Raw genomic sequence first — 22445 nt, 5'->3', positions numbered from 1 at the left:
TAAAAAAGAAAAACCTGGCAGGTTCAACCAAGTTGTTCCTGTCTGGGTACATAAGATTTTAGGGGGAAATAAGGGATGAGAAGAAAGATTGGTACAATCGCTATTGCCGCAGTCATTGGTTTTTCCGGATTTTTCTCTTCAGGGTTAACGGAAAAAGCGTTTGCGAATGAGATGCAGCAAAAGCTTAATGAAGTAAAAGATCAACAATCATCAAATGAATCTACAAGGTCTGAAAAACGAAATGAAGTAAACAAACTTCAAAATGAGCAGGCAACGATTAAAGAAGAAGTGAAGCGTCTGGATATGGCCGTTACGGAAACAAAAAATAAAATCAGTGCCAAAAAAGAAGAAATAGACGGCACACGTAAAGAAATTGAAAAGTTAAAAGAAGAAATTGAAGTATTAAAAGAACGTATTGCAAAAAGAAATGAGCTTCTAGAAGATCGCGCTCGTTCCTTCCAACAGGGTGGAGGATCAGTGAACTACTTAGATGTATTGTTAGGTGCACAAAGCTTTGGAGATTTTCTTGACCGCGTTGGCGCGGTAGCAACAATTGTTCAAGCCGATCGTGATATTCTACAAGCTCATAAAGAGGACATGCAGGCTCTGGAACAAAAAGAGCTGGAGATGCGTGAACAGCTTGCTTCATTGGAGCAGCAATTAATAGACCTAGAAAATATGGAAGTTCAATTGAAAAATCAGATTGCCGAGAAAGATAAGTTATTGGCACAACTGAAGAAAAAAGAACAAGAAACCATGCACGAAATTCATGAACTTGAAAACGAAGCAGAAGTACTTGCTTCACAAGAAAAAGCAATCCGTGCGGAAATCAAGGCTGCACAAGAGCGCGCTAAACGTGAAGCGGAAGAACGTGCAAGACAAGAGGCAGAAAGAAAACGCCTTGAAGAACAGCAACGTAAAGAGCAGGAAGCAGCAGCTGCGGCAGCAAAAGCTGTAGGTAAGCCTGCACCGAAGCCGACGCACGTCTCTTCTCCACCACCACCGGTTTCATCCGGATCTTGGACAAGACCGACAACTGGTAGCGTAACATCTGGCTTCGGTACTCGTTGGGGTTCTCATCATTACGGAATCGATGTTGGTAAAAACGGAAGAAGCGGCAATGTGCCTGTAGTGGCAGCAGGAAGTGGTACAGTATTCCAAGCTTACTACTCAAGCTCTTACGGTAATGTTGTATTCATCACACATTACATCGATGGACAAACTTGGACGACTGTATATGCTCACTTGGAAAGCTTGGGAGTTAGTGCAGGACAATCCGTATCCAAAGGCCAATTCATCGGCAACATGGGGAACACTGGATTCTCAACAGGCCCTCACTTGCACTTTGAGCTACACAAAGGCGGATGGAACGGTTCGAAGTCTAATGCAGTGAACCCAGCGTCTTATATTAATTTCTAATATTTAATCGACACAACCTGGCTGATAGGTTTAAGCGGTGGGGTTGTGTTTTTTTGTATCTTTCAAAAAAATAGAAGGAATGTCTCCATTGAACGTCAATGACGCCCGGAACAGCTGAAAAGTGTCAAAGGTAGTCCTCATAGAGCCTCAATGATTCCCGGACCAGCCAAAAAACACCCAAGTATGTCCTCATACAATAATTTCTATTTCAACCTAAAACATCATAAGCATTTCTACAGCTCCATACATATCTTGCCCACCAATCACATATACTTACACTATAAAAGGCATTACACTCCCTGTGTGATGCCTTTTGCTACAAGAACGGAAGAACTGGCAGGTGGGACAAGCAAACGAGGAACCGTCCCTCACTCCGTGGCCACATACATAAATTTTAATAATTTTCAACCAATGCCCGGCTATGGTACAATTGCGTCATATCTATCGTTCGGTACGGGGTATAGGATGAGGAGGAGCTTACATGAATCGCAAAATTGTCACAGTATTAATGATTGTATCAGTTCTAGTTGGAGCAGCAGGAATGTATGCAGGAATTCAGTGGTTTGGACATGGGCAGGCAGCTGCTGTACCATCCGTGCAGAACCCTCTGACTGACAACACAGAACAGGCGGCACCACAGGAAAAACCGAAAAACACGGAAGAGCAAATGGAGAAGATTCAACAGGCCTATGAGATTATTTTCTCCCGCTATGTCGAGGAAACCGATTCAGAAAAGCTGATTGAAGGCGCTATTCAAGGCATGGTAAATACACTCGAGGATCCATACTCCGTGTATATGGATAAAGATACAGCGGAACAATTTACCCAGTCTCTTGAATCTTCTTTTGAAGGAATTGGGGCTGAAGTAGGTATGCAGAACGGAAAGGTGACCATTGTATCCCCATTCCGTGGGTCACCGGCTGAAAAGGCAGGTCTGCAACCGAATGATCAAATTCTCAAAGTGGATGAAGAGGATATAGAAGGACTTGACTTGTATCAGGCCGTACTTAAGATTCGTGGTGAAAAAGGGACGGTCGTTACGTTGGAAATTCAGCGACCTGGCGTGCAGGAGTCGTTTAATGTAGAAGTGACACGTGACACGATTCCGATTGAAACGGTTTACTCCGAAACAATCGACCAAGATGGTAAAAAGGTTGGTTATATCGAGATTACCTCCTTCTCACAAAATACCGGAAAAGACTTCCAAGAACAATTGGCTGCTCTTGAAGAACAGAATATCGACGGTTTGATTGTCGATGTCCGCGGTAACCCTGGAGGACTTTTGGACCAGGTACAGATCATTGCCGCTGAACTAGTAACAAAAGAAAAACCATATGTGCAAATCGAACAACGTAACGGCGAAAAACAACGCTTCTTCTCCTCCATGACGGAGAAAAAAACGTATGGAATCGTCACACTTATTGATAAAGGAAGTGCCTCTGCATCAGAAATCCTGGCAGGAGCCCTGAAGGAAGCCGGAAACTATGAAGTGGTCGGTGATGCTTCATTCGGTAAAGGAACCGTCCAGCAGGCACTGGAGCTTGGAGATGGAAGCAACTTGAAGCTGACTCTCTACAAATGGTTGACACCTGATGGAAACTGGATCCACAATGACGGCGTTGAACCGACAATCCCAGTCAAACAGCCTGACTACTTCTATGCCAATCCAATCAACATGGAAGAGGACGAAGAGCTGGCACTGGATACGAACAGTGAAAAAGTGAAAAACGTGCAAGTGATGCTGAAAGGCCTTGGCTTCGATCCGGGACGTGAAGATGGTTACTTCAGCAAGGAAACGGAAGATGCCGTGAAATCCTTCCAGGCTGAAAACGATCTATCGACATCCGGAAAAGTTGACAGCCAGACAGCTGAACAGCTTCAGGCACAGCTGCTCGAATCAGTACGTGCGAAAGAGAACGACGTACAGTTGAAAGAAGCGATCAAGACCTTGTTCAAATAAAGGTTGTTCGTAATATTCCTTGCTATCGTGCTCTTTTCTTCGCTATACGGGATAGACTACATGCCTAATTTAGAGTCGATAAGCGGTGAAAAATCCAATGGCCGATTTTTTACTAGTGAATAGCAACAATCTTTGAGAAAAGAGCGTAAATAAATTACTCGAGTCAGCTTCCGTTATGGTGGGAGCTGACTTTTTTGTGGTAAAATAAAAGGAAAGTTTGTATGTTTAGGCGGTGATCGGGTGATGGAATCATGGTTTTGGGAATTGTTGATAGGAGTGGGTCGCCTTTTCATCCACCCTGTCCTTTATGTAACCTTAGCCGTTGCAGTAGTATTGGGATATTTTCGCGTCAAAAGAGAACGTTATGACTTTCATATAAGAGTGGAATACGGCCTCACGGAGTTCCAAAAAGCATGTAAAAGCCTTTTGGTAGGACTTGCTTTATCTGTTCTGACACTAGGGTTGGGATTTATTCTACCGTTCGGAACAATTGTGTTGCTCAGTTTATTTACCATCATTTTTACACTTTTCATAAAGCCGAGATGGCTTTCGACGGCTTACATATTCGGATTTTCACTATTGGGTGTCGTCCTGTTTCCGAAACTGGAAACCAGTGTCACCCTCATTCAGCGATTGTTTGATTCCCTGGAGGAGACACATCTTCCGACACTTGCACTATTGATGGGGATTCTAATGATTGCAGAAGGATTGTTTGTCCTGAAGCAGGCGCCGTTTCAAACCTCGCCTCAGCTTCAGAAAAGTAAACGGGGATTGCCGGTCGGCACACATGTTGTTCAGCGGGTATGGGTCCTTCCGCTATTTCTGTTTGTACCAGTAGGGTCTGGAGGCATTCAGACAAACTTCGAGTGGTGGCCGGTCCTGCAGATGGGGGAACACACCTTGTCCTTATGGCTTGTACCGTTCAGTATGGGCTATTATCAGCGCCTGAAATCTAGCCTGCCGGTTGACGTGATACCTGTCGTCGGTCGTCAGCTTCTTTTACTGGGAGTACTCGTGCTGGCAACAAGTATTGGCAGCTTCTGGTGGGAAAATTCAGCCATCCTTGCAGCGGTAATTGCCGTAGTAGGAAGGGAATGGCTTAACTACAGAGCCAGAATGCAGGACGAAAAGCACCAGCCGATTTTTGTCCAACGGGATAAAGGGCTTGTGATTCTTGGTGTCATCCCGGAAAGTCCTGCCGGAAAAATGAATCTTCAAGTAGGCGAAATAATTACAAAAGTAAACAATATACCGGTGAATTCCGTATCAAATTTCTATGAAGCACTTCAACAGAATCGTGCATTCTGCAAGCTACAGGTCGTGGATGCGAATGGAGAAGCGCGGTTTGCACAATGTGCCCTGTATGAGGGCGATCACCATGAATTGGGCCTGCTATTCGTACAGGTCGGGAAGAAGTGGAAGCAGACGGAAGCGGTTTGATTTGTTTAAAAAGGGAGGGTTCTTGCGTTGTATAAGCGCAAGAACCCTCCCTTCTTTTTTAGGCATGTTTGTCCAAAAACTGCATATACATGAACCGTTATCTTTAGAATTTCTTCAGAAAACGGGAGTGTGAAAAATGGATTTCGGATTGATATCGATTTTTCTTATCGTCTTGCTTGGACCTTTACTTGTGAAAAAAATAGAGGGGAATATGGAAGTATTCCTGTTGTGCATGGGGATTTTCGCTTGCATGGTGAGTGGCGTCTATAATGAGCGGCTATTTTTTATGGCGGCAACAGACCCAATCTACATTTCTATAGCCGTACTGGTTGCAGGTCTCGTTTTCAGGTGGTTACAGGGGCCACTTAGCCGCACACTGCTCCTTATGAAAAATAAGGTTCCATTCAGGCTATTCATATTTTTGATTATCATTTTTCTTGGGCTGATCTCAAGTGTCATAACGGCGATTATTGCTGCGCTTATTTTAGTATTTATAGTGGTTGGCCTCGATTTTGCAAGAAAAGAGCAGATCCGGCTTACCGTTTTAGCCTGCTTTTCGATAGGGCTCGGTGCTGCACTAACGCCGATCGGAGAACCGCTTTCCATTGTGACAATCAGCAAATTGAACGGTGATTTCTTTTATCTGTTCAGGCTGATTGGAGCGGATGTCTTATTGGCATTATTCCTGTTCGGTCTGCTTGCGGCCTTTTTAATAAAACATCCTGGCCTGAAAGATGCTGAGCGTAGTGGTAAGGATAAGGTTGAAAGCTATGAAGATATTTTTATCAGGGGCTTGAAGGTCTATTTCTTCGTCATGGGGCTGACTTTTCTTGGAGCGGGATTTGAGCCGTTCGTCTCCGCTTATTTCATGGGGCTTGATCCATCTGTACTTTATTGGTTAAATATGTCATCAGCGATTTTGGACAACGCAACACTAGCTGCAGCGGAAATCAGCGGTGAATTGGAACCGGCGGTCACGAGGGTCATTTTGCTTGGCCTGATGATCAGTGGAGGGATGCTTGTGCCAGGAAATATCCCGAACATCATTGCTGCGGGTAAACTTGGGATTACGAGTAAAGAGTGGGCAAGACATGGTGTCCCGGTCGGGCTTTGTGCGATGGTGGTTTATTATTTTATTGCGGTTTAAAACAAGTGAAATATGAGACTGGGGTGTTACAAAATAAGAGTATTGGGGGGAAAACGATTATTTGTGGGGGGAATATATTGTTTTCTGGTTTAATCTCTCTTTGGTATGGGGGGAATAATCTTTTCTGTGGGGGGATTATTATGTTAATGGGGGAATTACTGTGAAATGCGGAGGGATCTACCTCTGTTAACGGTTGGAATAAGTGACTATAGTGATGAGAAAAACGATTCGAGTGGGGGGATTGGAAAGGTAATTGATTGTAGGAGGAAATATGCGCTGGAATAGTATAAGTTTATTATCAAAAAGCGTGTCCTTACTCCTGACAGACTCCGTTACCTATCGCAAATACTGAATTTACACAAAAGAATGTATTTCTACTTGCATAGCAAAATGCTGTTCTTTTTGCATATGATAATAGCTCAGTAAAATACTGAACCATTCGTCCTAGGTTACTAAAATCATTAACAGAGCTTTGAGAAAAGACAACAAAAAACACAGAAGTCCAATCAAAACTTCTGTGTTTTTTTGAAATCTCACCAAACCTCTTTAAATTCGCTTCACCGATATCGCCGCACGTACCTTCTGCAACGCCTCTTTTCCTTTATCTTTCTTCGCCATCAATACATTCACATAAATGGCATCAATCATGGCAAGCTGAGCAATCCTAGAGGCCAACGCTTCCGATCTGTAGTCCGTCTCCTCTGACATTGTATACAGTGCAATGTCCACGCCCTGACTGAGCGGAGATTTGGCAAAGTTGGTGATGCCGATCGTCTTGACTCCGTTTTCTTTCACGACCTCAAGAATATGCATCATGTCCTTTGATGCCCCTGTATGTGAAATGATGATGGCCACGTCCTCGTCTGTCAGCTGGCTGGCTGACATGAGCTGCATGTGGGTGTCGGACTGAACGTTAACGGAAACTCCCGTACGGATAAGCTTATGATAGGCGTCCATGGCAATCACGTTGGATCCACCACTGCCGAATAATTCTACTTTTCGTGCTCCCAGAATTGCACTGATCACATTATGAAAAGCGTTATCGTCGAGAATTTTCAACGTATCTTCCAATGTTTTTATATTGGACCGGAAAACTTTTTCCGCAATTGTTTTTTCGCTGTCGTGTTCCATGATGTTCTCATGAATGTCTTGGATAGGTTCGACAATCTCTCTAGCAAGGGCAATTTTCATCGCCTGGTATCCTTTGAAACCGATTCGCTGGCAAAAACGGAACACAGTGGAGTCAGCTACACCGAGATCATCGGCAACCTGATTGATGGTGCTGTGGACAATTTTCTGTGGATTGGTGAGGATATAGTCCGCAATGACTTGCTCCTTCCCCCTGAACTGTGGATAGTGGGAACGTATGCGCATCATGCAGTATTGGGTTTCTTGGCTGTTCATGGTGCGACCCTCCAGAATAGTAATCTACTATCTATCATAAAGAGGTTTCAAAAAAAAAGAAACTATTTTTTGATAACGCTTGCATTTTGAGGAATTTTTTTTCATAATAGGGACATGTTAAAAAATATTTTTTCCTACAAAAGGATGCTTAGATAGAAAGGAGTTTCAAACATATATGAAACTGGCAATGATCGGCTTAGGCAAGATGGGGTACAACCTAACATTGAATTTGATAGATAACAAGCATGAGGTAGTCGCTTTTGATGTAGATAATGAAAACGTTGTCAAGAGCGAGCAAGCTGGAGCGATGGGAGCTTACTCAATTGAGGAGGCACTAGGCAAGCTGGAATCTCCGAAAGTGGTATGGATGATGGTACCGGCCGGTGAGATTACGGAAAGCGTGCTTTCAGAGATTACTAGACTTGTAACAGAGGGAGACATCATTATCGACGGTGGAAACTCCAATTACAAAGACACGTTGAAGCGTGCGGAAGAACTTGCTGCAAAAGGTGTCCACTACCTGGATGTCGGGACAAGCGGCGGAATGGAAGGGGCTCGAAATGGAGCTTGCACGATGGTCGGCGGAAATGAAGAAGCGTTCAAGCATGTAGAAAAGCTGTTCCAGGATATTTGCGTGGAGAACGGCTACTTGTATGCCGGGAAATCCGGAAGCGGACATTTCCTGAAAATGGTCCATAACGGTGTCGAATACGGCATGATGCAGGCAATTGCGGAAGGCTTCGACATTTTGGAAAAAAGTGATTTTGACTTTGACTATGAAAAGGTTGCAAGAGTCTGGAATAACGGCTCCGTTGTCCGTTCATGGCTGATGGAACTCACGGAAAATGCATTCAGTAAGGATGCCAGACTCGAAGGAATCAAAGGGGTTATGCATTCATCCGGTGAGGGTAAATGGACAGTAGAGACAGCACTTGAGCTTCAAGCAGCAGCACCAGTAATCGCCCTGTCCCTTATGATGAGATACCGCTCACTTGAGCCGGACACATTCTCCGGAAAAGTCGTTGCAGCACTACGAAACGAATTCGGCGGACATGCAGTCGAAAAGAATTGATTTAAGTAGATAACGAGAGACGTTAAATTAAATAAACATCCCCCTGATGACTGCAGTGCAAGATGTTCGACTCCGGCGGGAGGCAGCGGTAGCTTGAGACCCCGCAACGTAGTGAGGAGGCTCAAGCACACGCCCCGCGGAAAGCGAACATCTGGAACGGAAGTCATCAGGGAGTACACGTTAAAACATAAATTTTTAAAATAGAGCTATCCAAAAAGGAGGAAACAAAACATGTCAGGATCTATGTTAATCTTAATCGCAGCAGCTGCAATATTCCTGCTATTATTCCTAGTCATCCGTACAAAACTTCACGCATTCGTAGCCCTGCTTCTTGTCAGTTTACTAGTCGGTATTGCAGCAGGCATGCCGCTCAATGAAGTCATCGCGTCCGTCCAGAACGGAATGGGAGGTACCCTAGGCTTCGTCGCAGTCGTAGTCGGACTTGGTGCCATGTTCGGTAAAATGTTAGAGGTATCAGGTGGAGCAGAAAGACTTGCTCAAACTTTGATGAAGAAATTTGGAGAAGATAAATCGCAATGGGCACTTGGTATCACAGGTTTCCTTGTAGCAATTCCGGTTTTCTTCGATGTCGGATTTATCATCTTAGTACCTATCGTTTATGGCTTGGCGAGAAAAACAGGTAAATCCCTTTTACACTACGGTATTCCATTACTGGCTGGTCTTGCCGTTACACACAGTTTCATTCCACCGACTCCAGGACCGATTGCGGTTGCTGATCTAATCGGTGCGGACCTTGGCTGGGTTATCCTGTTTGGTGTAATCGCTGGTATTCCAGCTATGATTTTAGCTGGACCGGTCTTCGGTAAATATATCGGTAAGAAAATTCATGTAGTCGTTCCTAAATATATGGAAATTGATGAAGACAAAGAATACGACAAGGACCTTCCAGGATTCGGTCTGATTGCTTCTATCATTCTAGTACCTTTAGTACTAATTTTAGTGAATACGTTTTCAACGGTCATCTATGAAGAAGGCCATATCGTTCGAGAGATTACGACATTTGTCGGTCATCCATTCGTAGCACTGACAATTGCGACATTATTGACGTTCTACTTCTTGGGAACAAAGCGTGGATACACGAAACAAGAAGTGCAAGACATATCAACAAAGGCTTTAGAACCTGCTGGTATCATCATTCTTGTAACGGGTGCTGGTGGAGTATTCAAGCAAGTACTTATTGATTCTGGTGTTGGTGATGTGCTTGGTGAAATGATGGCAGGATCTGCACTACCACCGATTGTGCTTGCGTTCCTGATCGCGGCGGCAGTACGTGTTGCCCAAGGTTCCGCAACAGTATCCATGGTAACAGCAGCAGGACTTATCACACCTCTTATCGGTATCATGGGACTTGAAGGGCCTGTGCTTGGCCTGATCGTTATCTCGATCGCTTCCGGTGCAACCGTACTATCTCATGTGAACGACTCCGGTTTCTGGTTGGTGAACAGATATTTTGGACTGGATGTAAAAGATACATTGAAATCCTGGACTGTCATGGAAACCATCATCGGGTTGGTTGGTTTTGCGGTAGCTGTGATTCTTGGTATATTTATAGGGTAAAATATAATTGGGTCAAGGAAGCAGTTTTCCTTGGCCCGTTGTGATTTTGGAATCAAGGAGGAAGACACCATGACGAAATATATGCTAGGCGTTGATATAGGAACAACAAGCACAAAGGCGGTACTTTTTACAAAGGACGGAAAAGTACAGAGCCAGTATGCAGTAGAGTATCCCCTTTATACTCCCGAGATGGGAGCGGCTGAGCAGGATCCGGATGAGATTATGGAGGCTGTGGCCATTTCCATCAGGGAAGCGGTGCTACTTGGTGGCATTGCTACTGCCGAACTTTCACACGTCAGTTTTAGTGCGGCGATGCATAGCTTAATAGCTGTAGATGTGAATGGTACACCACTTACCAAAAGCATCACATGGGCAGACCAGCGCAGCGAGAAATGGGCGAAGAAAATCAAAAACGAATGGAATGGACATGAAATATACCGCAGAACGGGAACGCCGATTCACCCGATGTCACCTTTGGCCAAACTGGTCTGGTTGCGGAACGAACACCCTCAAACGTTTGAAAAAGCACATAAGTTCATTTCCATAAAAGAGTACGTATTCCATAAGCTGTTCGGAGAGTATGTTGTGGACCATTCAATTGCTTCGGCAACAGGAATGCTTAATTTGGAAAAGCTTGATTGGGACGCAGGTGCTCTGGGAGTCGCCGGTGTGACACCTGGCAAGCTGTCCAGACTTGTGCCAACAACAGAAATCATTACAGGCATAAAACCGGAGTGGGCAGTGAAGCTCGGTCTTCCTACCAATGTAAAGTTTGTCGTTGGGGCAAACGATGGCGTGCTTTCCAATCTTGGCGTCAATGCTGTGCAGCCAGGCGTGGTGGCTCTGACCATCGGAACAAGCGGCGCCATCCGCACAGTAGCGGACAAGCCGGTAACCGATCCAAAAGGCAGAACATTCTGCTATGCGCTGACAGAAAACCACTGGGTAATCGGCGGTCCGGTCAATAATGGTGGCATGATCATGCGCTGGCTACGCGATGAATTTTGTCAGGCGGAAGTCGAAGAAGCCAAAGCGCTTGGTGTTGATCCATATGATGTGATGACAGACAAAATCGCCCAGGTGAAACCGGGTGCGGAAGGGGTTCTTTTCCACCCTTATCTGACAGGTGAACGTGCACCGTTATGGAACGGAAACGCGCGCGGTTCATTCTACGGACTTGGCATCCATCATAAAAGAGAGCATATGATGCGTGCCGTGCTAGAAGGGATCAACCTGAATCTTTATACTGTGCTTCTTGCATTGGAGGAGATCATCGGCATTCCTGAAAAAATACATGCGACGGGCGGCTTTGCTCGTTCGGAAGTGTGGTGCCAGATGCTATCCAACATTTTCAACCAGGAAGTAAGTATCCCGGAAAGTGTGGAAAGTTCTTGCCTTGGAGCTGCGGTGCTTGGACTGTATGCGCTCGGTGAGATTGACTCGTTTGATGTGATGAATGAGATGATTGGGACGACGAAAGGGTATGTACCTGATCTGGCGGAAGTGGAAGTTTATAAAGAGTTGACTCCTTTATTCATCCGATTGAGCCGTTTGTATGAGCAGGAGTTTGATTCGGTGGTTGCATTTCAGCAGAGGAAATGACGGGCAATTTTAATCTATTGTAAGTACAGATACTATAGCTGTTGATTGGAGCAAAAGGCGCAGACTCCGGCGGGAGGTAGCGGTAGACTTGAGACCCCTGAAGCGTTGTGAGGAGGCTCAAGCACCGCCCCGCGGAAAGCGAAGCCTGTCGCGGAAATCAACAGCGGCGGTTATAAGGTAATAAAAATAAAGAACGACATTCTCTCGGTCACCACCATAGCGAGATTGTCGTTCTTTTTTGTACAGCTGATTTAATTTTTCTTTTTTACTCTTAGTCATCTTTGTGCCGAGGTTCGCCAGTGCATACGTGCCGCGGCCGTTTTCAGGGTTGCGTCTACCTTCGCGGACTTGCTTGTCGCGCAGTTTCTTCGCTTTACTTTTTGCCAAAATGATCACTCCTAACATATATTTACAAAGAGTATAACGGAATATAGGAATATTGGAAATAGGTTTTCAGCGGATTGCTATATTTTTCTCAAGCTGATTTCTGTTATAATATCACTATTGTGTAATTTTTGAGAGGTAGGTACGGAATTGTGAAAAATGAACTTTTAAATAAAGAGATAGAACGTCGCAGAACCTTTGCGATCATTTCCCACCCGGATGCCGGGAAAACGACGTTGACAGAGAAACTTCTATTATTCGGAAACGTCATTCGCTCAGCGGGTACGGTTAAGGGGAAAAAATCAGGAAAGTTTGCGACGTCCGACTGGATGGAAATCGAGAAAAAGCGTGGTATCTCGGTAACGTCAAGTGTCATGAGCTTCGAGTACATGGATAAACATATCAATATCCTTGATACTCCAGGACATGAAGACTTCAGTGAAGATACGTATCGTACATTGACAGCGGTAGATAGCGCCGTGATGATCATCGATTGCACGAAAGGGGTCGAGCCACAGACCATCAAGCTTTTCAAGGTGTGTCGTATGCGTGGTATTCCTATTTTCACTTTCATTAACAAATTGGACCGCGAAGGAAAAGAACCGCTTGCGTTATTGGAAGAGATTGAAGAGGTGCTTGGCATTGAGTCCTATGCAATGAACTGGCCTGTTGGTATGGGTAAACGCTTCTTGGGTGTTTATGACCGTTACAATGAAGTGTTCATACGCTATCAAGGTAAAGAAGAAGAGGACCGCATTCCTTTCAAGGAACTGGATGCAGTGGAGGAGATTGCTACACACCCTACGTTCATTCAGGCAAAAGAGGATTTTGAACTACTAGAAGAGGCAGGAAACGATTTTGACATCAATAAGGTGAAGAACGGACTCCAGACACCTGTATTCTTCGGAAGTGCTATTTCTAATTTTGGAGTGGAAATGTTTTTCCGTACGTTCCTGGATCTTGCAAGCGAGCCACAGCCGCGTCAGACACAGGAGGAGAAAATTGAGCCCCAATCTACCGAGTTCTCCGGCTTTATTTTCAAAATCCAAGCTAACATGAACCCTGCACACCGCGACCGCTTAGCGTTTTTACGTATCTGTTCCGGTGTGTTTGACCGCGGAATGACCGTAACGGTAAGTCGTACAGGTAAATCCATTAAGCTGGCACAATCTCAGCAGTTCTTGGCATCAGACCGTGAAACCGTCGATCTTGCCTACCCTGGTGATATCATCGGGATTTATGATCCTGGTGTATATCAAATTGGTGACTCCTTGTATGGTGGTAGCCATAAAGCCGAGTTCGACGAGATCCCGACGTTCGCACCTGAGCTTTTCGTAAAGGTGGAAGCGAAGAACGTGATGAAAGGAAAGCAGTTCGGAAAAGGAATCACCCAACTAGTACAGGAGGGTGCCATCCAACTGTTCCGTCAATATGGCACAGAGGCATACATTCTTGGAGCGGTTGGTCAGCTCCAATTGGACGTATTTGAGTACCGCATGAAAGGCGAGTATAACGTGGAAGTGGTCTACAACATGATTGGATCGAAAATTCCACGTTGGCTAGAGAGCCAGGATGTGGATACGTCATTGTTTGATTCCCGTAACATCCTAGTGAAAGACCGAAATGATCAGTATGTTGCACTGTTTGATAATGACTTCTCGTTACGATGGTTTAAAGATAAGAATCCGAAAATCGGCCTGATTGATATTATGGCGGAAGAGGATTAAGAATGAGTTGTAAATATAAAAATGCCCAAAATATCCGATGGATGTTTTGGGCATTTTTTTTTGAGTCACTGCAAAACTGGACAATATTAAAGGTTACTATCTGATTTTTCTAAAATAACGCTGAGTTTGGCCGATATAAAAAACAAAAACCATTGAACGGATGTAGGGGGCAGTCTTGTGACAAAGCAACAGAATAAATTGATGTGGTTAGGACTCTATCGAACAAGACATTTTGTAGTGGGCGGGATGTCCATTTTACAAGTGAGCGGTCGTGATGTGACAACAGGGAGTACAAAGGTGTTTGTAGAAGAGCTGAATATGGAAAAATTGCGTTTTATCAGTCGCGTGCAAATTCCGGAGGATAGTAATGTGCTATTAGGGCTGAAATTCATTGTTTCAAATCAGATGCTTGAATTTAGAGCCAACATTCTTGGAGTGCAGGCAAACGTGAAAAAAAGAAGATACACCTATTTGGTCGAGTTTGTGATAGAAAATGATGATGACAGACAATCCATCCTTACATTCGTGAACAAAATCCAGCTGGCAAATAAGCAGAAAAAATTGAGAAGTGTGACGGAGATTGCTGTGGAGGTTGAATAGGGAACAGAGTTGAAGCCAAAGAAGAAAATGGAAAAACGGTGATACGCAGAATCTTTGGAGATGATATTCAGGTTATTCCGGTTATTCCGGTTGATTAATTCTTTTTATATCAACGTTGAAAAACTGCTATACTAACAATAGAAGATTTTCGGATGAGATAGAAAAGAGGTTTTCAGATTGTTGGTAAAGCTGGTATTGGCGTTGATTATTCCTGCACTGCTTGTGGTCCTTTTTACGCGAGTGACATACAACCTATATGTTGGTACAGGTTTGGCGGTAGTCCTGATCCTGGTCTCCATTATGAAGGGGCACGGGAACGAATGGTACGTTATGTTGGTGGACATCGTCTCCATTGCAATCGGATTTTTATATGCGAAGCGAATGGTAGGGAAGTTAAAATAAAAAAGAGGGAGCAGCATTTCCGGGTTACGGAAGGTCTGCTCCCTCTTTTGTTTGTTGTGCCGCCTCTTTGAAGTTTATTAAGGCTTCCTGTTCCTCTTTGGTAGTGGTTTCAAGTTTGGCAGGCCTAACCACCCAGAGTGGGTCTTTTCCGAAAGTTTCTCCGTAGCCTGTCAGCACACCTGTGAAGGTAATAACGTCGCCCACTTGCGGGACAGGGTCCAGCTCGTCTGCGAAAGTGACGAGAATTGCTGGCAGAAGCGGCTCCTGAAGCTCAAAAGTTGAGTTGTTCTCCACACGGGTTACCGTAGCCGTCCATCTTACCGACTTGTCTTTATTAGCTTGGATATAATCATGGACATACTCTCCATCCACTTCACTATAGGTAAATTCCTTTTCAGGATTTTCCAACGCGCGCTCATCCAAATAAGGCAAACTCATTGTTTCTTGAGGTATATCATTGAACGAGCAGCCCACCAAGAGTATGGACAAAATACCAACGCAGACCGCAGAAGAACCTTTTAACTTCATTTTTCTTCTATTAAAAAACTTTTTCATCACAAATCTCCCCAAATACAGTTTCCAATCCTGAATAGATGATAATGATAAGAATATAGAAAACAACTATTAAACGCAACAGAGACGGGTATAAAGAAATATGGCGCTCCGGCAGAGGGGTTTCGACGTGGAGGGAGAAATTCCTGTGGGGGTCTGACCCCCCCACAGGAATTTAACCTCCCCGTAACCAAAATGTAATACTACAAAAAGCGAATATCAGTTCGTATTTTTGTTGTTTTGGGCTTCTGTTGTGGTAGAATATTGGTAGAGGTTAAGACGAACGGAAATGGAGGCTTTTTGTGGATGGAACAGTTTGAGTTAGTATCTGGATATAAGCCGGATGGAGATCAGCCGACCGCAATCGCGGAGATTGTGGAGGGCCTCAAAAGCGGGAAAAAACATCAGACGCTTCTTGGTGCAACAGGGACCGGGAAGACGTTTACCGTCTCCAATGTGATTCAGGCGGTAAACAAACCGACATTAATCATCGCTCACAACAAAACGTTGGCAGGGCAGTTATATAGTGAGTTCAAGGAATTTTTTCCGAACAATGCAGTCGAATATTTTGTTAGTTATTATGACTACTATCAACCGGAGGCATATGTACCTTCCACTGATACTTTCATTGAGAAGGATGCAAGCATCAATGATGAGATTGATAAGCTACGTCACTCAGCTACCGCATCCCTCTTTGAGCGAAACGATGTCATCATCATCGCCAGTGTATCCTGCATCTATGGCTTGGGTTCACCGGAAGAATACCGTGACCTCGTCGTGTCTTTGAGATCAGGCATGGAGAAGGAACGGAATGCACTACTTCGTGACCTGGTCGACATTCAGTACAGCAGGAACGACATCGACTTCAAGCGTGGAACGTTCCGTGTTCGTGGAGATGTAGTGGAGATATTCCCTGCCTCCCGTGATGAACATTGCATTCGTGTGGAGTTTTTCGGAGATGAGATCGACCGGATAAGGGAAGTGGACGCACTCACAGGTGAGATCCTAGGAGATCGTAACCATGTTTCCATTTTCCCGGCATCCCACTTCGTAACCCGCGAAGAGAAAATGAAAAAAGCGATCGTCAACATCCAGGCGGAATTGGAAGAGCGCCTTGAAGAGTTGCGCGAAGGAGGGAAACTCCTGGAAGCACAGCGTCTCGAGCAGCGTACACGCTATGACCTAGAAATGATGGCGGAAATGGGCTTTTGTTCAGGAATCGAGAACTACTCACGTCACCTGACACTTCGCCCGGCAGGTTCTACCCCATATACCCTGATGGACTTCTTCCCGGAGGATTTCCTGTTGGTGATCGACGAATCCCACGTTACCCTCCCGCAGGTCAGGGGAATGTTCAACGGGGACCAGGCGAGAAAGCAGGTCCTCGTGGATCACGGCTTCCGTCTGCCGTCCGCCAAAGATAACCGTCCACTGAGGTTCGAGGAATTCGAAAAGAAAACAGCGCAGCTTGTCTACGTTTCCGCAACACCGGGACCTTATGAAATAGAACATACACCGAAAATGATTGAGCAGATCATCCGTCCAACCGGACTTCTTGATCCGGTTATCGAAGTCCGTCCGATCAAAGGGCAGATTGACGATCTTATCGGTCAAATTCATCAACGTGTTGAAAAGAACGAAAGGGTTCTTGTCACCACATTGACGAAAAAAATGTCCGAGGATCTTACTGCCTACTTGAAGGAACTTGGTATCAAGGTTGCATATCTGCATTCGGAAATCAAGACCCTGGACCGAATCGAAATCATCCGGGAACTTAGGCTCGGTAAACATGACGTTCTAATCGGAATTAACCTCTTAAGGGAGGGGCTCGACATTCCGGAAGTGTCCCTTGTCACGATTCTCGATGCGGACAAGGAAGGCTTCCTTCGTTCCGAGCGTTCCTTGATCCAAACAATCGGTCGTGCAGCACGTAACTCGAACGGAAAAGTAATCATGTACGCCGATAAAATAACAAAATCCATGGACATTGCGATAAATGAAACGAAGCGTCGCCGTGAAGTCCAGGAAGCATATAATCTAGAACATGGAATAACGCCAAAAACGATTCAGAAGAAAGTTCCGGAGCTTATACGTGCCACATTTGTTGCCGAGGAAGATGGTAATTACGAAGGCGCGGCGCCAAGACTCAGACCGAAAAACAAGAAAGAAAGAGAAAAGCTCATAGAAAGCATGGAGCAGGAAATGAAAGATGCGGCAAAAGCGCTCGATTTCGAGCGTGCTGCCGAACTTCGTGACCTCATCTTGGAGCTCAAAGCGGAAGGATGACATAAGGATGGCAATGGATAAAATCGTAGTAAAAGGGGCTAGAGCCCACAACTTGAAAAATATAGATGTGACCATTCCCCGCGACAAGCTTGTAGTGTTGACGGGTCTTTCGGGATCGGGGAAATCCTCACTTGCATTTGACACCATTTATGCGGAAGGGCAACGCCGTTATGTGGAATCCCTATCAGCCTATGCCCGCCAGTTCCTTGGCCAGATGGACAAACCCGACGTGGATGCGATTGAGGGGCTTTCACCCGCCATCTCGATCGATCAGAAGACAACAAGTCGTAACCCGCGTTCCACGGTTGGGACGGTAACGGAAATTTACGACTATCTCCGTCTTCTTTTTGCACGTGTTGGACGCCCGACATGTCCCAAACATGGCATTGAAATATCCTCCCAGACCATTGAACAGATGGTGGACCGAATAATGGAGTACACAGAACGGACGAAACTTCAAATCCTCGCTCCTGTCATTCAAGGCCGTAAAGGGACGCACGTTAAAACGTTGGAAGACATTAAGAAGCAAGGATATGTCCGTGTCCGGGTGAACGGTGAAATGGTGGAAATAACCGACGATATTGAACTGGAGAAAAACAAGAAGCACTCCATCGAAGTGGTCATTGACCGGATTGTCGTGAAAGAGGGGGTGGAAACACGTCTTTCCGACTCCTTGGAAACGGCATTAAGACTTGGGGAAGGTAAAGTGATTGTAGATGTTATAGGGGAAGAGGAGCTACTTTTCAGTGAACATCATGCTTGTCCACAATGTGGATTCTCCATTGGAGAGCTGGAACCGAGAATGTTCTCCTTCAACAGTCCATATGGTGCCTGCCAGAAATGTGATGGTCTGGGGACAAAGCTCGAGGTGGACATCGACCTGGTGATGCCAAACAAGAATCTCAGCCTGAAAAAGCATGCACTGGCGCCATGGGAGCCAACAAGTTCACAATATTATCCACAGATGCTCCAAGCGGTCTGCAACCACTTCGGCATTGATATGGATATGCCGGTAAAAGATATCCCCAAAAATCTACTGGATAAAGTCCTCTATGGAAGCGGAAAAGAGGAAATCTACTTCCGCTACGAGAACGACTTCGGACAGGTGCGAGAAAGCTACATCATTTTTGAGGGAGTTATCCCCAATGTGGAAAGACGTTACAAGGAAACAAGCTCCGATTACATCCGTGAACAGATGGAAAAATACATGGCCCAGCAGCCTTGCCCGGCTTGTAAAGGAAACCGCCTGAAAATTGAGAGTCTCTCGGTTCTTATTAATGAAAAACATATCGGGAATGTCACTAAATTTTCCATCGTGGAGGCATTAGATTTCTTCGGTAAGCTTGATCTTACAGAAAAAGAGAGAAAGATTGCCCATATGATACTTCGGGAAATCGAGGAGCGTCTGGGATTCTTGAATAATGTAGGATTGGATTATCTGACATTAAGCCGTGCTGCCGGTACGCTATCAGGTGGAGAGGCGCAGCGTATCCGTCTTGCCACCCAGATAGGTTCACGATTGACAGGTGTTCTTTATATCTTGGATGAGCCGTCTATCGGGCTTCATCAACGTGACAATGACCGTCTTATCCAGACTCTGAAAAATATGCGTGATATCGGGAATACGTTGATAGTCGTGGAGCATGATGAAGACACGATGATGGCAGCCGATTATTTGCTGGATATTGGACCTGGCGCTGGCGTTCATGGCGGTCAGGTAATTTCAGCTGGAACACCGGAAGAAGTGATGAACGATGAGGGTTCTTTGACAGGGCAGTATCTATCTGGGAAAAAGTTCATCCCGCTTCCAACTGAACGGAAGATTGTAAAAGACCGTTTCCTTGAGGTGCTTGGTGCGAACGAAAACAACCTGAGCAATGTGAATGTGAAATTACCACTCGGATGCTTTGTGGCAGTAACAGGTGTGTCCGGATCAGGGAAAAGCACACTCATCAATGATATATTGCACAAAGCACTGGCTCAACGCTTACACAATGCCAAAACGAAGCCTGGTCAACATAAAGAAATAAAAGGGGTTGAGCACCTCGATAAGGTCATAGATATCGACCAGTCACCGATCGGGAGAACGCCGCGTTCCAACCCTGCTACCTATACAGGTGTATTTGACGACATTCGTGATGTGTTCGCTTCGACCAACGAAGCGAAAGTAAGAGGCTATAAAAAAGGTCGCTTCAGTTTCAATGTTAAAGGTGGACGCTGTGAGGCGTGCCGCGGGGATGGAATCATCAAGATAGAAATGCACTTTCTTCCTGATGTGTATGTCCCATGTGAAGTCTGCCATGGTAAACGGTACAATCGTGAAACACTTGAGGTTCAATACAAAGGGAAGAATATTGATGATATCTTAAAAATGACGGTAGAGGATGCTGTTAGTTTCTTCGAAAACATCCCTAAGATTAAGAGGAAGCTACAAACCATCTTTGATGTTGGACTAGGGTATATCACACTTGGTCAACCGGCTACCACCTTGTCCGGTGGAGAGGCGCAACGTGTCAAACTGGCATCGGAACTGCATCGCAGGTCTACAGGGCGTTCGCTTTACATCCTAGATGAGCCGACGACAGGGCTACATGTACACGATATTGCCAGACTGTTGAAGGTGCTTCAGCGTCTGGTGGAAAACGGTGATACAGTACTTGTGATCGAGCATAACCTTGATGTCATCAAAGCGGTGGATTACATGGTGGACCTTGGCCCTGAAGGCGGGGACAAGGGAGGGAGCGTCATTGCTACCGGTACACCGGAAGAGATCATTGAGGTGGAGGCCTCCTATACTGGGCAATATCTGCGACCTGTTTTATTGCGTGACCGCGATCGTATGGATCAGAAAGTAAGAGAAATGGAGACAGTTAGCAAGGGCTGAACTGGCTTTGAAAAATAGAAAAAGGATGATGGTAACGCCTAGTTGGCGACCATCATCCTTTTTATTTATGCTCTACTGGTTTGTCTCTTGTTCTTTAACTTTCTGTTCAATAATATCCTTTAGGAAACGAACATCCATCTCGTAGGTTTTCTCTCTGAAACGAATTTCCCCGGTATTTTCATTCAGTTTACCTTTCAAGTGAAAGGAAGCACTCTGAATGATATATTCCCTTGACTCTTCATCATAGTTGAAATCCGCTTTATCTATCTCATCCGTCACCACTGGACGAATCGTATTCTCGACATAATTGGAAGATGACTCTGTAAAATCAGGGCCAAGTACTCCGAAGAATATTAATCCTGCCAGCACAAGACCGACAATTATCAGTTTGGACAAAATACTTTTCAAGAATGGTATCACTACAAACAGAACGACCAGCACAATAATGATCGTTAACAAATGATCCATAATAAAATCCATTACAATCTACTCCTTTCACACAATCTATACCCAGAAACTAAGCCCATTATACCATGCCAGCCATTCCGACTCCAAAATATCGCTGCTTTGTGTTATCCTTGTCACTTTTGACTCTAAGACCTGAGGCGTACGACGGAAGTTCAAAAAATCCTGCCGGGGTCTGACCCCTTTTCGCAAGTTTTGTGCAACAATAAGAGTAGAAAGCAAGAAATGAAACTTTTAGGTTGGTTTGGTCGTATAGTTAGTATAGATGTTTGTTGATTGGAAGATTGAGTAGTTTATTTAAAGGGAGGATGTTGATGTATGGAAGAACGTAAGCGTATTTTGAAGTTGGTGGAGGAAGGAAAGTTGACGGCGGAAGAGGCTATCATTTTATTGGAGAGTTTGGAGAAGAATAGTGAAGAGAAGAATTTGAGACAGGATGAAATTGTTTCGGAACTTGCGAAGGATGCCAAGGGCTCCCAGGAAGCTGAAGAAAATATATTCCAAGCCTTGTCCACGAAAGTATTTTCAAACTCAAATTCGAATTCAAAAAACGGTTCAGGTTCCGGCACATATGACAAATCAAAATTTGATTCCTACAGCAAGCAGGCTTCCTCTTTTAAAAATAACATTTTGGATTTTGTCGGAAGTGCACTACAGAAAATCAAGGATTTGGATCTGGACTTCAACTTCGGTCCTTCGATTTCCATCCAACACATCTTCCAGCAATCCGATGTTCATTTGCAGCACATCGATCTGGATGTGGCGAATGGTTCGGTGAAAGTGGTTCCTTGGAAAGAGAACGATGTGAAAATCGAGTGTGAGGCGAAGGTGTACGAGGAAAGTTCCCAAGACGATGCCCGCAAAGCCTTCTTGAGCGAGGTGCTTTTTTCCATCGAAGCAGGGAAGCTGAGATTTTCCGTCCAGAAGAAGCATATTAAAGTGAATGCTACGGTCTATGTACCGGAAGAGAAATACGATAGCCTGAATATCCGCATGTTTAATGGACCGATTTCAGGGGAAGGTTTACATGTAAAGTCAATGAAGCTGAAATCGGCAAACGGCTCGATTGCTTGGGATAACCTGACGAGCGAGTATATTGAAGCAGAAACGGCAAATGGTCATATCAAGCTGATGGATTGCCATGCAAAAGAGATTGAAGCTGAAACCATTAACGGTATGTTAAGGGTACGAGGCGATATTGAAAAACTGGATGTTCAGAGCTTTAACGGAAGTGTTGTCGGAGAACTTACCGGTTCTGCTGCCCGCTCCATTATGGCCAAAACGAAAACAGGCAGTGTCGATCTGTTCATTCCAACTGTCAATGCAGTGGAAGCGGAGCTGAAAACCAATCTTGGAAGCTTCACTTGTGAAGTGCCAGGCATGGATATAGTGGAAGAAAAGAATGAAGTTGTGCAAAAGGCACTTCATTTTAAAGCAAAAAAGGAAGATGCACCACTTACTTACATCCTTGCAGAAACGACAACCGGCTCCATTTTAATCAAACCATTTGAGGTGAAGTAAAG

17 protein-coding genes are annotated in these 22445 nt (G+C 44.9%); 13 read left to right on the top strand and 4 right to left on the bottom strand.

The genetic code is table 11. The features are described from left to right. Positions 1–75: 75 nt before the first annotated feature. The 4 genes from AB685_RS07845 to AB685_RS07830 all read left to right on the top strand — a co-directional run bounded on the left by AB685_RS07845 (position 76) and on the right by AB685_RS07830 (position 5966). Positions 76–1419: a peptidoglycan DD-metalloendopeptidase family protein gene (locus AB685_RS07845; RefSeq protein WP_047970038.1), complete on the top strand. Its 1344-nt coding sequence runs from the start codon at positions 76–78 to the stop codon at positions 1417–1419. A 481-nt stretch (positions 1420–1900) separates the two neighbouring features. Further along, a complete protein-coding gene (locus AB685_RS07840; protein WP_047970037.1) occupies positions 1901–3379 on the top strand; it encodes a S41 family peptidase in 1479 nt (492 codons plus the stop codon). A 243-nt stretch (positions 3380–3622) separates the two neighbouring features. Next, entirely contained in the window at positions 3623–4819 is a 1197-nt protein-coding gene (locus AB685_RS07835; RefSeq protein ID WP_053073753.1) for a PDZ domain-containing protein, read from the top strand. Positions 4820–4955: 136 nt separating this feature from the next. Further along, the gene (locus AB685_RS07830) at positions 4956–5966 is read left to right on the top strand and encodes a DUF1646 family protein (protein WP_047970035.1); all 1011 of its coding nucleotides are present in this window, start codon (positions 4956–4958) and stop codon (positions 5964–5966) included. Positions 5967–6512: 546 nt separating this feature from the next. Here the strand turns inward: AB685_RS07830 and AB685_RS07825 are convergent. Further along, positions 6513–7370: a MurR/RpiR family transcriptional regulator gene (locus AB685_RS07825; protein WP_047970034.1), complete on the bottom strand. Its 858-nt coding sequence runs from the start codon at positions 7368–7370 to the stop codon at positions 6513–6515. Between the two features lie 175 nt (positions 7371–7545). On the opposite strand from AB685_RS07825, the gene gnd reads away from it, so the two are divergent. The 3 genes from gnd to gntK all read left to right on the top strand — a co-directional run bounded on the left by gnd (position 7546) and on the right by gntK (position 11622). Beyond that, entirely contained in the window at positions 7546–8442 is an 897-nt protein-coding gene (gnd, locus tag AB685_RS07820; RefSeq protein ID WP_047970033.1) for a phosphogluconate dehydrogenase (NAD(+)-dependent, decarboxylating), read from the top strand. Between the two features lie 231 nt (positions 8443–8673). Continuing rightward, positions 8674–10020, top strand: coding sequence for a gluconate:H+ symporter (locus AB685_RS07815; RefSeq protein ID WP_047970032.1), 1347 nt, complete (start codon positions 8674–8676; stop codon positions 10018–10020). A gap of 69 nt (positions 10021–10089) precedes the next feature. Further along, complete coding sequence (gntK, locus tag AB685_RS07810; protein ID WP_047970031.1) at positions 10090–11622, top strand: gluconokinase; 1533 nt, start codon at positions 10090–10092, stop codon at positions 11620–11622. Between the two features lie 117 nt (positions 11623–11739). On the opposite strand, the gene AB685_RS07805 is transcribed toward gntK, so the two are convergent. Beyond that, positions 11740–12009 (bottom strand): hypothetical protein, encoded by a 270-nt coding sequence (locus tag AB685_RS07805; protein ID WP_047970030.1) that lies wholly within the window; start codon positions 12007–12009, stop codon positions 11740–11742. Positions 12010–12158: 149 nt separating this feature from the next. Between AB685_RS07805 and AB685_RS07800 the strand changes: the two genes are divergently transcribed. The 3 genes from AB685_RS07800 to AB685_RS07790 all read left to right on the top strand — a co-directional run bounded on the left by AB685_RS07800 (position 12159) and on the right by AB685_RS07790 (position 14735). After that, the gene (locus tag AB685_RS07800) at positions 12159–13733 is read left to right on the top strand and encodes a peptide chain release factor 3 (RefSeq protein ID WP_047970029.1); all 1575 of its coding nucleotides are present in this window, start codon (positions 12159–12161) and stop codon (positions 13731–13733) included. A gap of 177 nt (positions 13734–13910) precedes the next feature. Then, the gene (locus tag AB685_RS07795; RefSeq protein ID WP_047970028.1) at positions 13911–14333 is read left to right on the top strand and encodes a hypothetical protein; all 423 of its coding nucleotides are present in this window, start codon (positions 13911–13913) and stop codon (positions 14331–14333) included. 177 nt (positions 14334–14510) lie between these two features. Further along, positions 14511–14735, top strand: coding sequence for a DUF2198 family protein (locus AB685_RS07790; RefSeq protein ID WP_047970027.1), 225 nt, complete (start codon positions 14511–14513; stop codon positions 14733–14735). 24 nt (positions 14736–14759) lie between these two features. On the opposite strand, the gene AB685_RS07785 is transcribed toward AB685_RS07790, so the two are convergent. Next, on the bottom strand, positions 14760–15290 hold the full coding sequence (locus AB685_RS07785) for a hypothetical protein (protein WP_047970026.1): 531 nt from the start codon (positions 15288–15290) through the stop codon (positions 14760–14762). 303 nt (positions 15291–15593) lie between these two features. Between AB685_RS07785 and uvrB the strand changes: the two genes are divergently transcribed. Together uvrB and uvrA are read left to right on the top strand one after the other, a co-directional pair. Then, entirely contained in the window at positions 15594–17573 is a 1980-nt protein-coding gene (gene uvrB, locus AB685_RS07775; RefSeq protein ID WP_047970024.1) for an excinuclease ABC subunit UvrB, read from the top strand. A gap of 7 nt (positions 17574–17580) precedes the next feature. Next, complete coding sequence (gene uvrA, locus AB685_RS07770) at positions 17581–20457, top strand: excinuclease ABC subunit UvrA (RefSeq protein ID WP_047970023.1); 2877 nt, start codon at positions 17581–17583, stop codon at positions 20455–20457. Positions 20458–20529: 72 nt separating this feature from the next. Here uvrA and AB685_RS07765 read toward each other — a convergent pair whose 3' ends face one another. After that, positions 20530–20937, bottom strand: coding sequence for a hypothetical protein (locus AB685_RS07765; protein WP_047970022.1), 408 nt, complete (start codon positions 20935–20937; stop codon positions 20530–20532). A 303-nt stretch (positions 20938–21240) separates the two neighbouring features. Here AB685_RS07765 and AB685_RS07760 point away from each other — a divergent pair, with 303 nt between their 5' ends. Continuing rightward, positions 21241–22443, top strand: coding sequence for a DUF4097 domain-containing protein (locus tag AB685_RS07760; protein WP_047970021.1), 1203 nt, complete (start codon positions 21241–21243; stop codon positions 22441–22443). Positions 22444–22445: the final 2 nt, after the last annotated feature.

It is taken from the genome of Bacillus sp. LL01 (assembly GCF_001037965.1).
This window is presented reverse-complemented; position numbering and strand designations above follow the sequence as displayed.

Coding starts and splice junctions, on each gene's coding strand:
- AB685_RS07845 (WP_047970038.1), top strand. CDS start 76: ATGAGAAGAAAGATTGGTACAATCGCTATTGCCGCAGTCATTGGTTTT.
- AB685_RS07840 (WP_047970037.1), top strand. CDS start 1,901: ATGAATCGCAAAATTGTCACAGTATTAATGATTGTATCAGTTCTAGTT.
- AB685_RS07835 (WP_053073753.1), top strand. CDS start 3,623: ATGGAATCATGGTTTTGGGAATTGTTGATAGGAGTGGGTCGCCTTTTC.
- AB685_RS07830 (WP_047970035.1), top strand. CDS start 4,956: ATGGATTTCGGATTGATATCGATTTTTCTTATCGTCTTGCTTGGACCT.
- AB685_RS07825 (WP_047970034.1), bottom strand. CDS start 7,370: ATGAACAGCCAAGAAACCCAATACTGCATGATGCGCATACGTTCCCAC.
- gnd (WP_047970033.1), top strand. CDS start 7,546: ATGAAACTGGCAATGATCGGCTTAGGCAAGATGGGGTACAACCTAACA.
- AB685_RS07815 (WP_047970032.1), top strand. CDS start 8,674: ATGTCAGGATCTATGTTAATCTTAATCGCAGCAGCTGCAATATTCCTG.
- gntK (WP_047970031.1), top strand. CDS start 10,090: ATGACGAAATATATGCTAGGCGTTGATATAGGAACAACAAGCACAAAG.
- AB685_RS07785 (WP_047970026.1), bottom strand. CDS start 15,290: ATGAAAAAGTTTTTTAATAGAAGAAAAATGAAGTTAAAAGGTTCTTCT.
- uvrB (WP_047970024.1), top strand. CDS start 15,594: ATGGAACAGTTTGAGTTAGTATCTGGATATAAGCCGGATGGAGATCAG.
- uvrA (WP_047970023.1), top strand. CDS start 17,581: ATGGCAATGGATAAAATCGTAGTAAAAGGGGCTAGAGCCCACAACTTG.
- AB685_RS07765 (WP_047970022.1), bottom strand. CDS start 20,937: ATGGATTTTATTATGGATCATTTGTTAACGATCATTATTGTGCTGGTC.
- AB685_RS07760 (WP_047970021.1), top strand. CDS start 21,241: ATGGAAGAACGTAAGCGTATTTTGAAGTTGGTGGAGGAAGGAAAGTTG.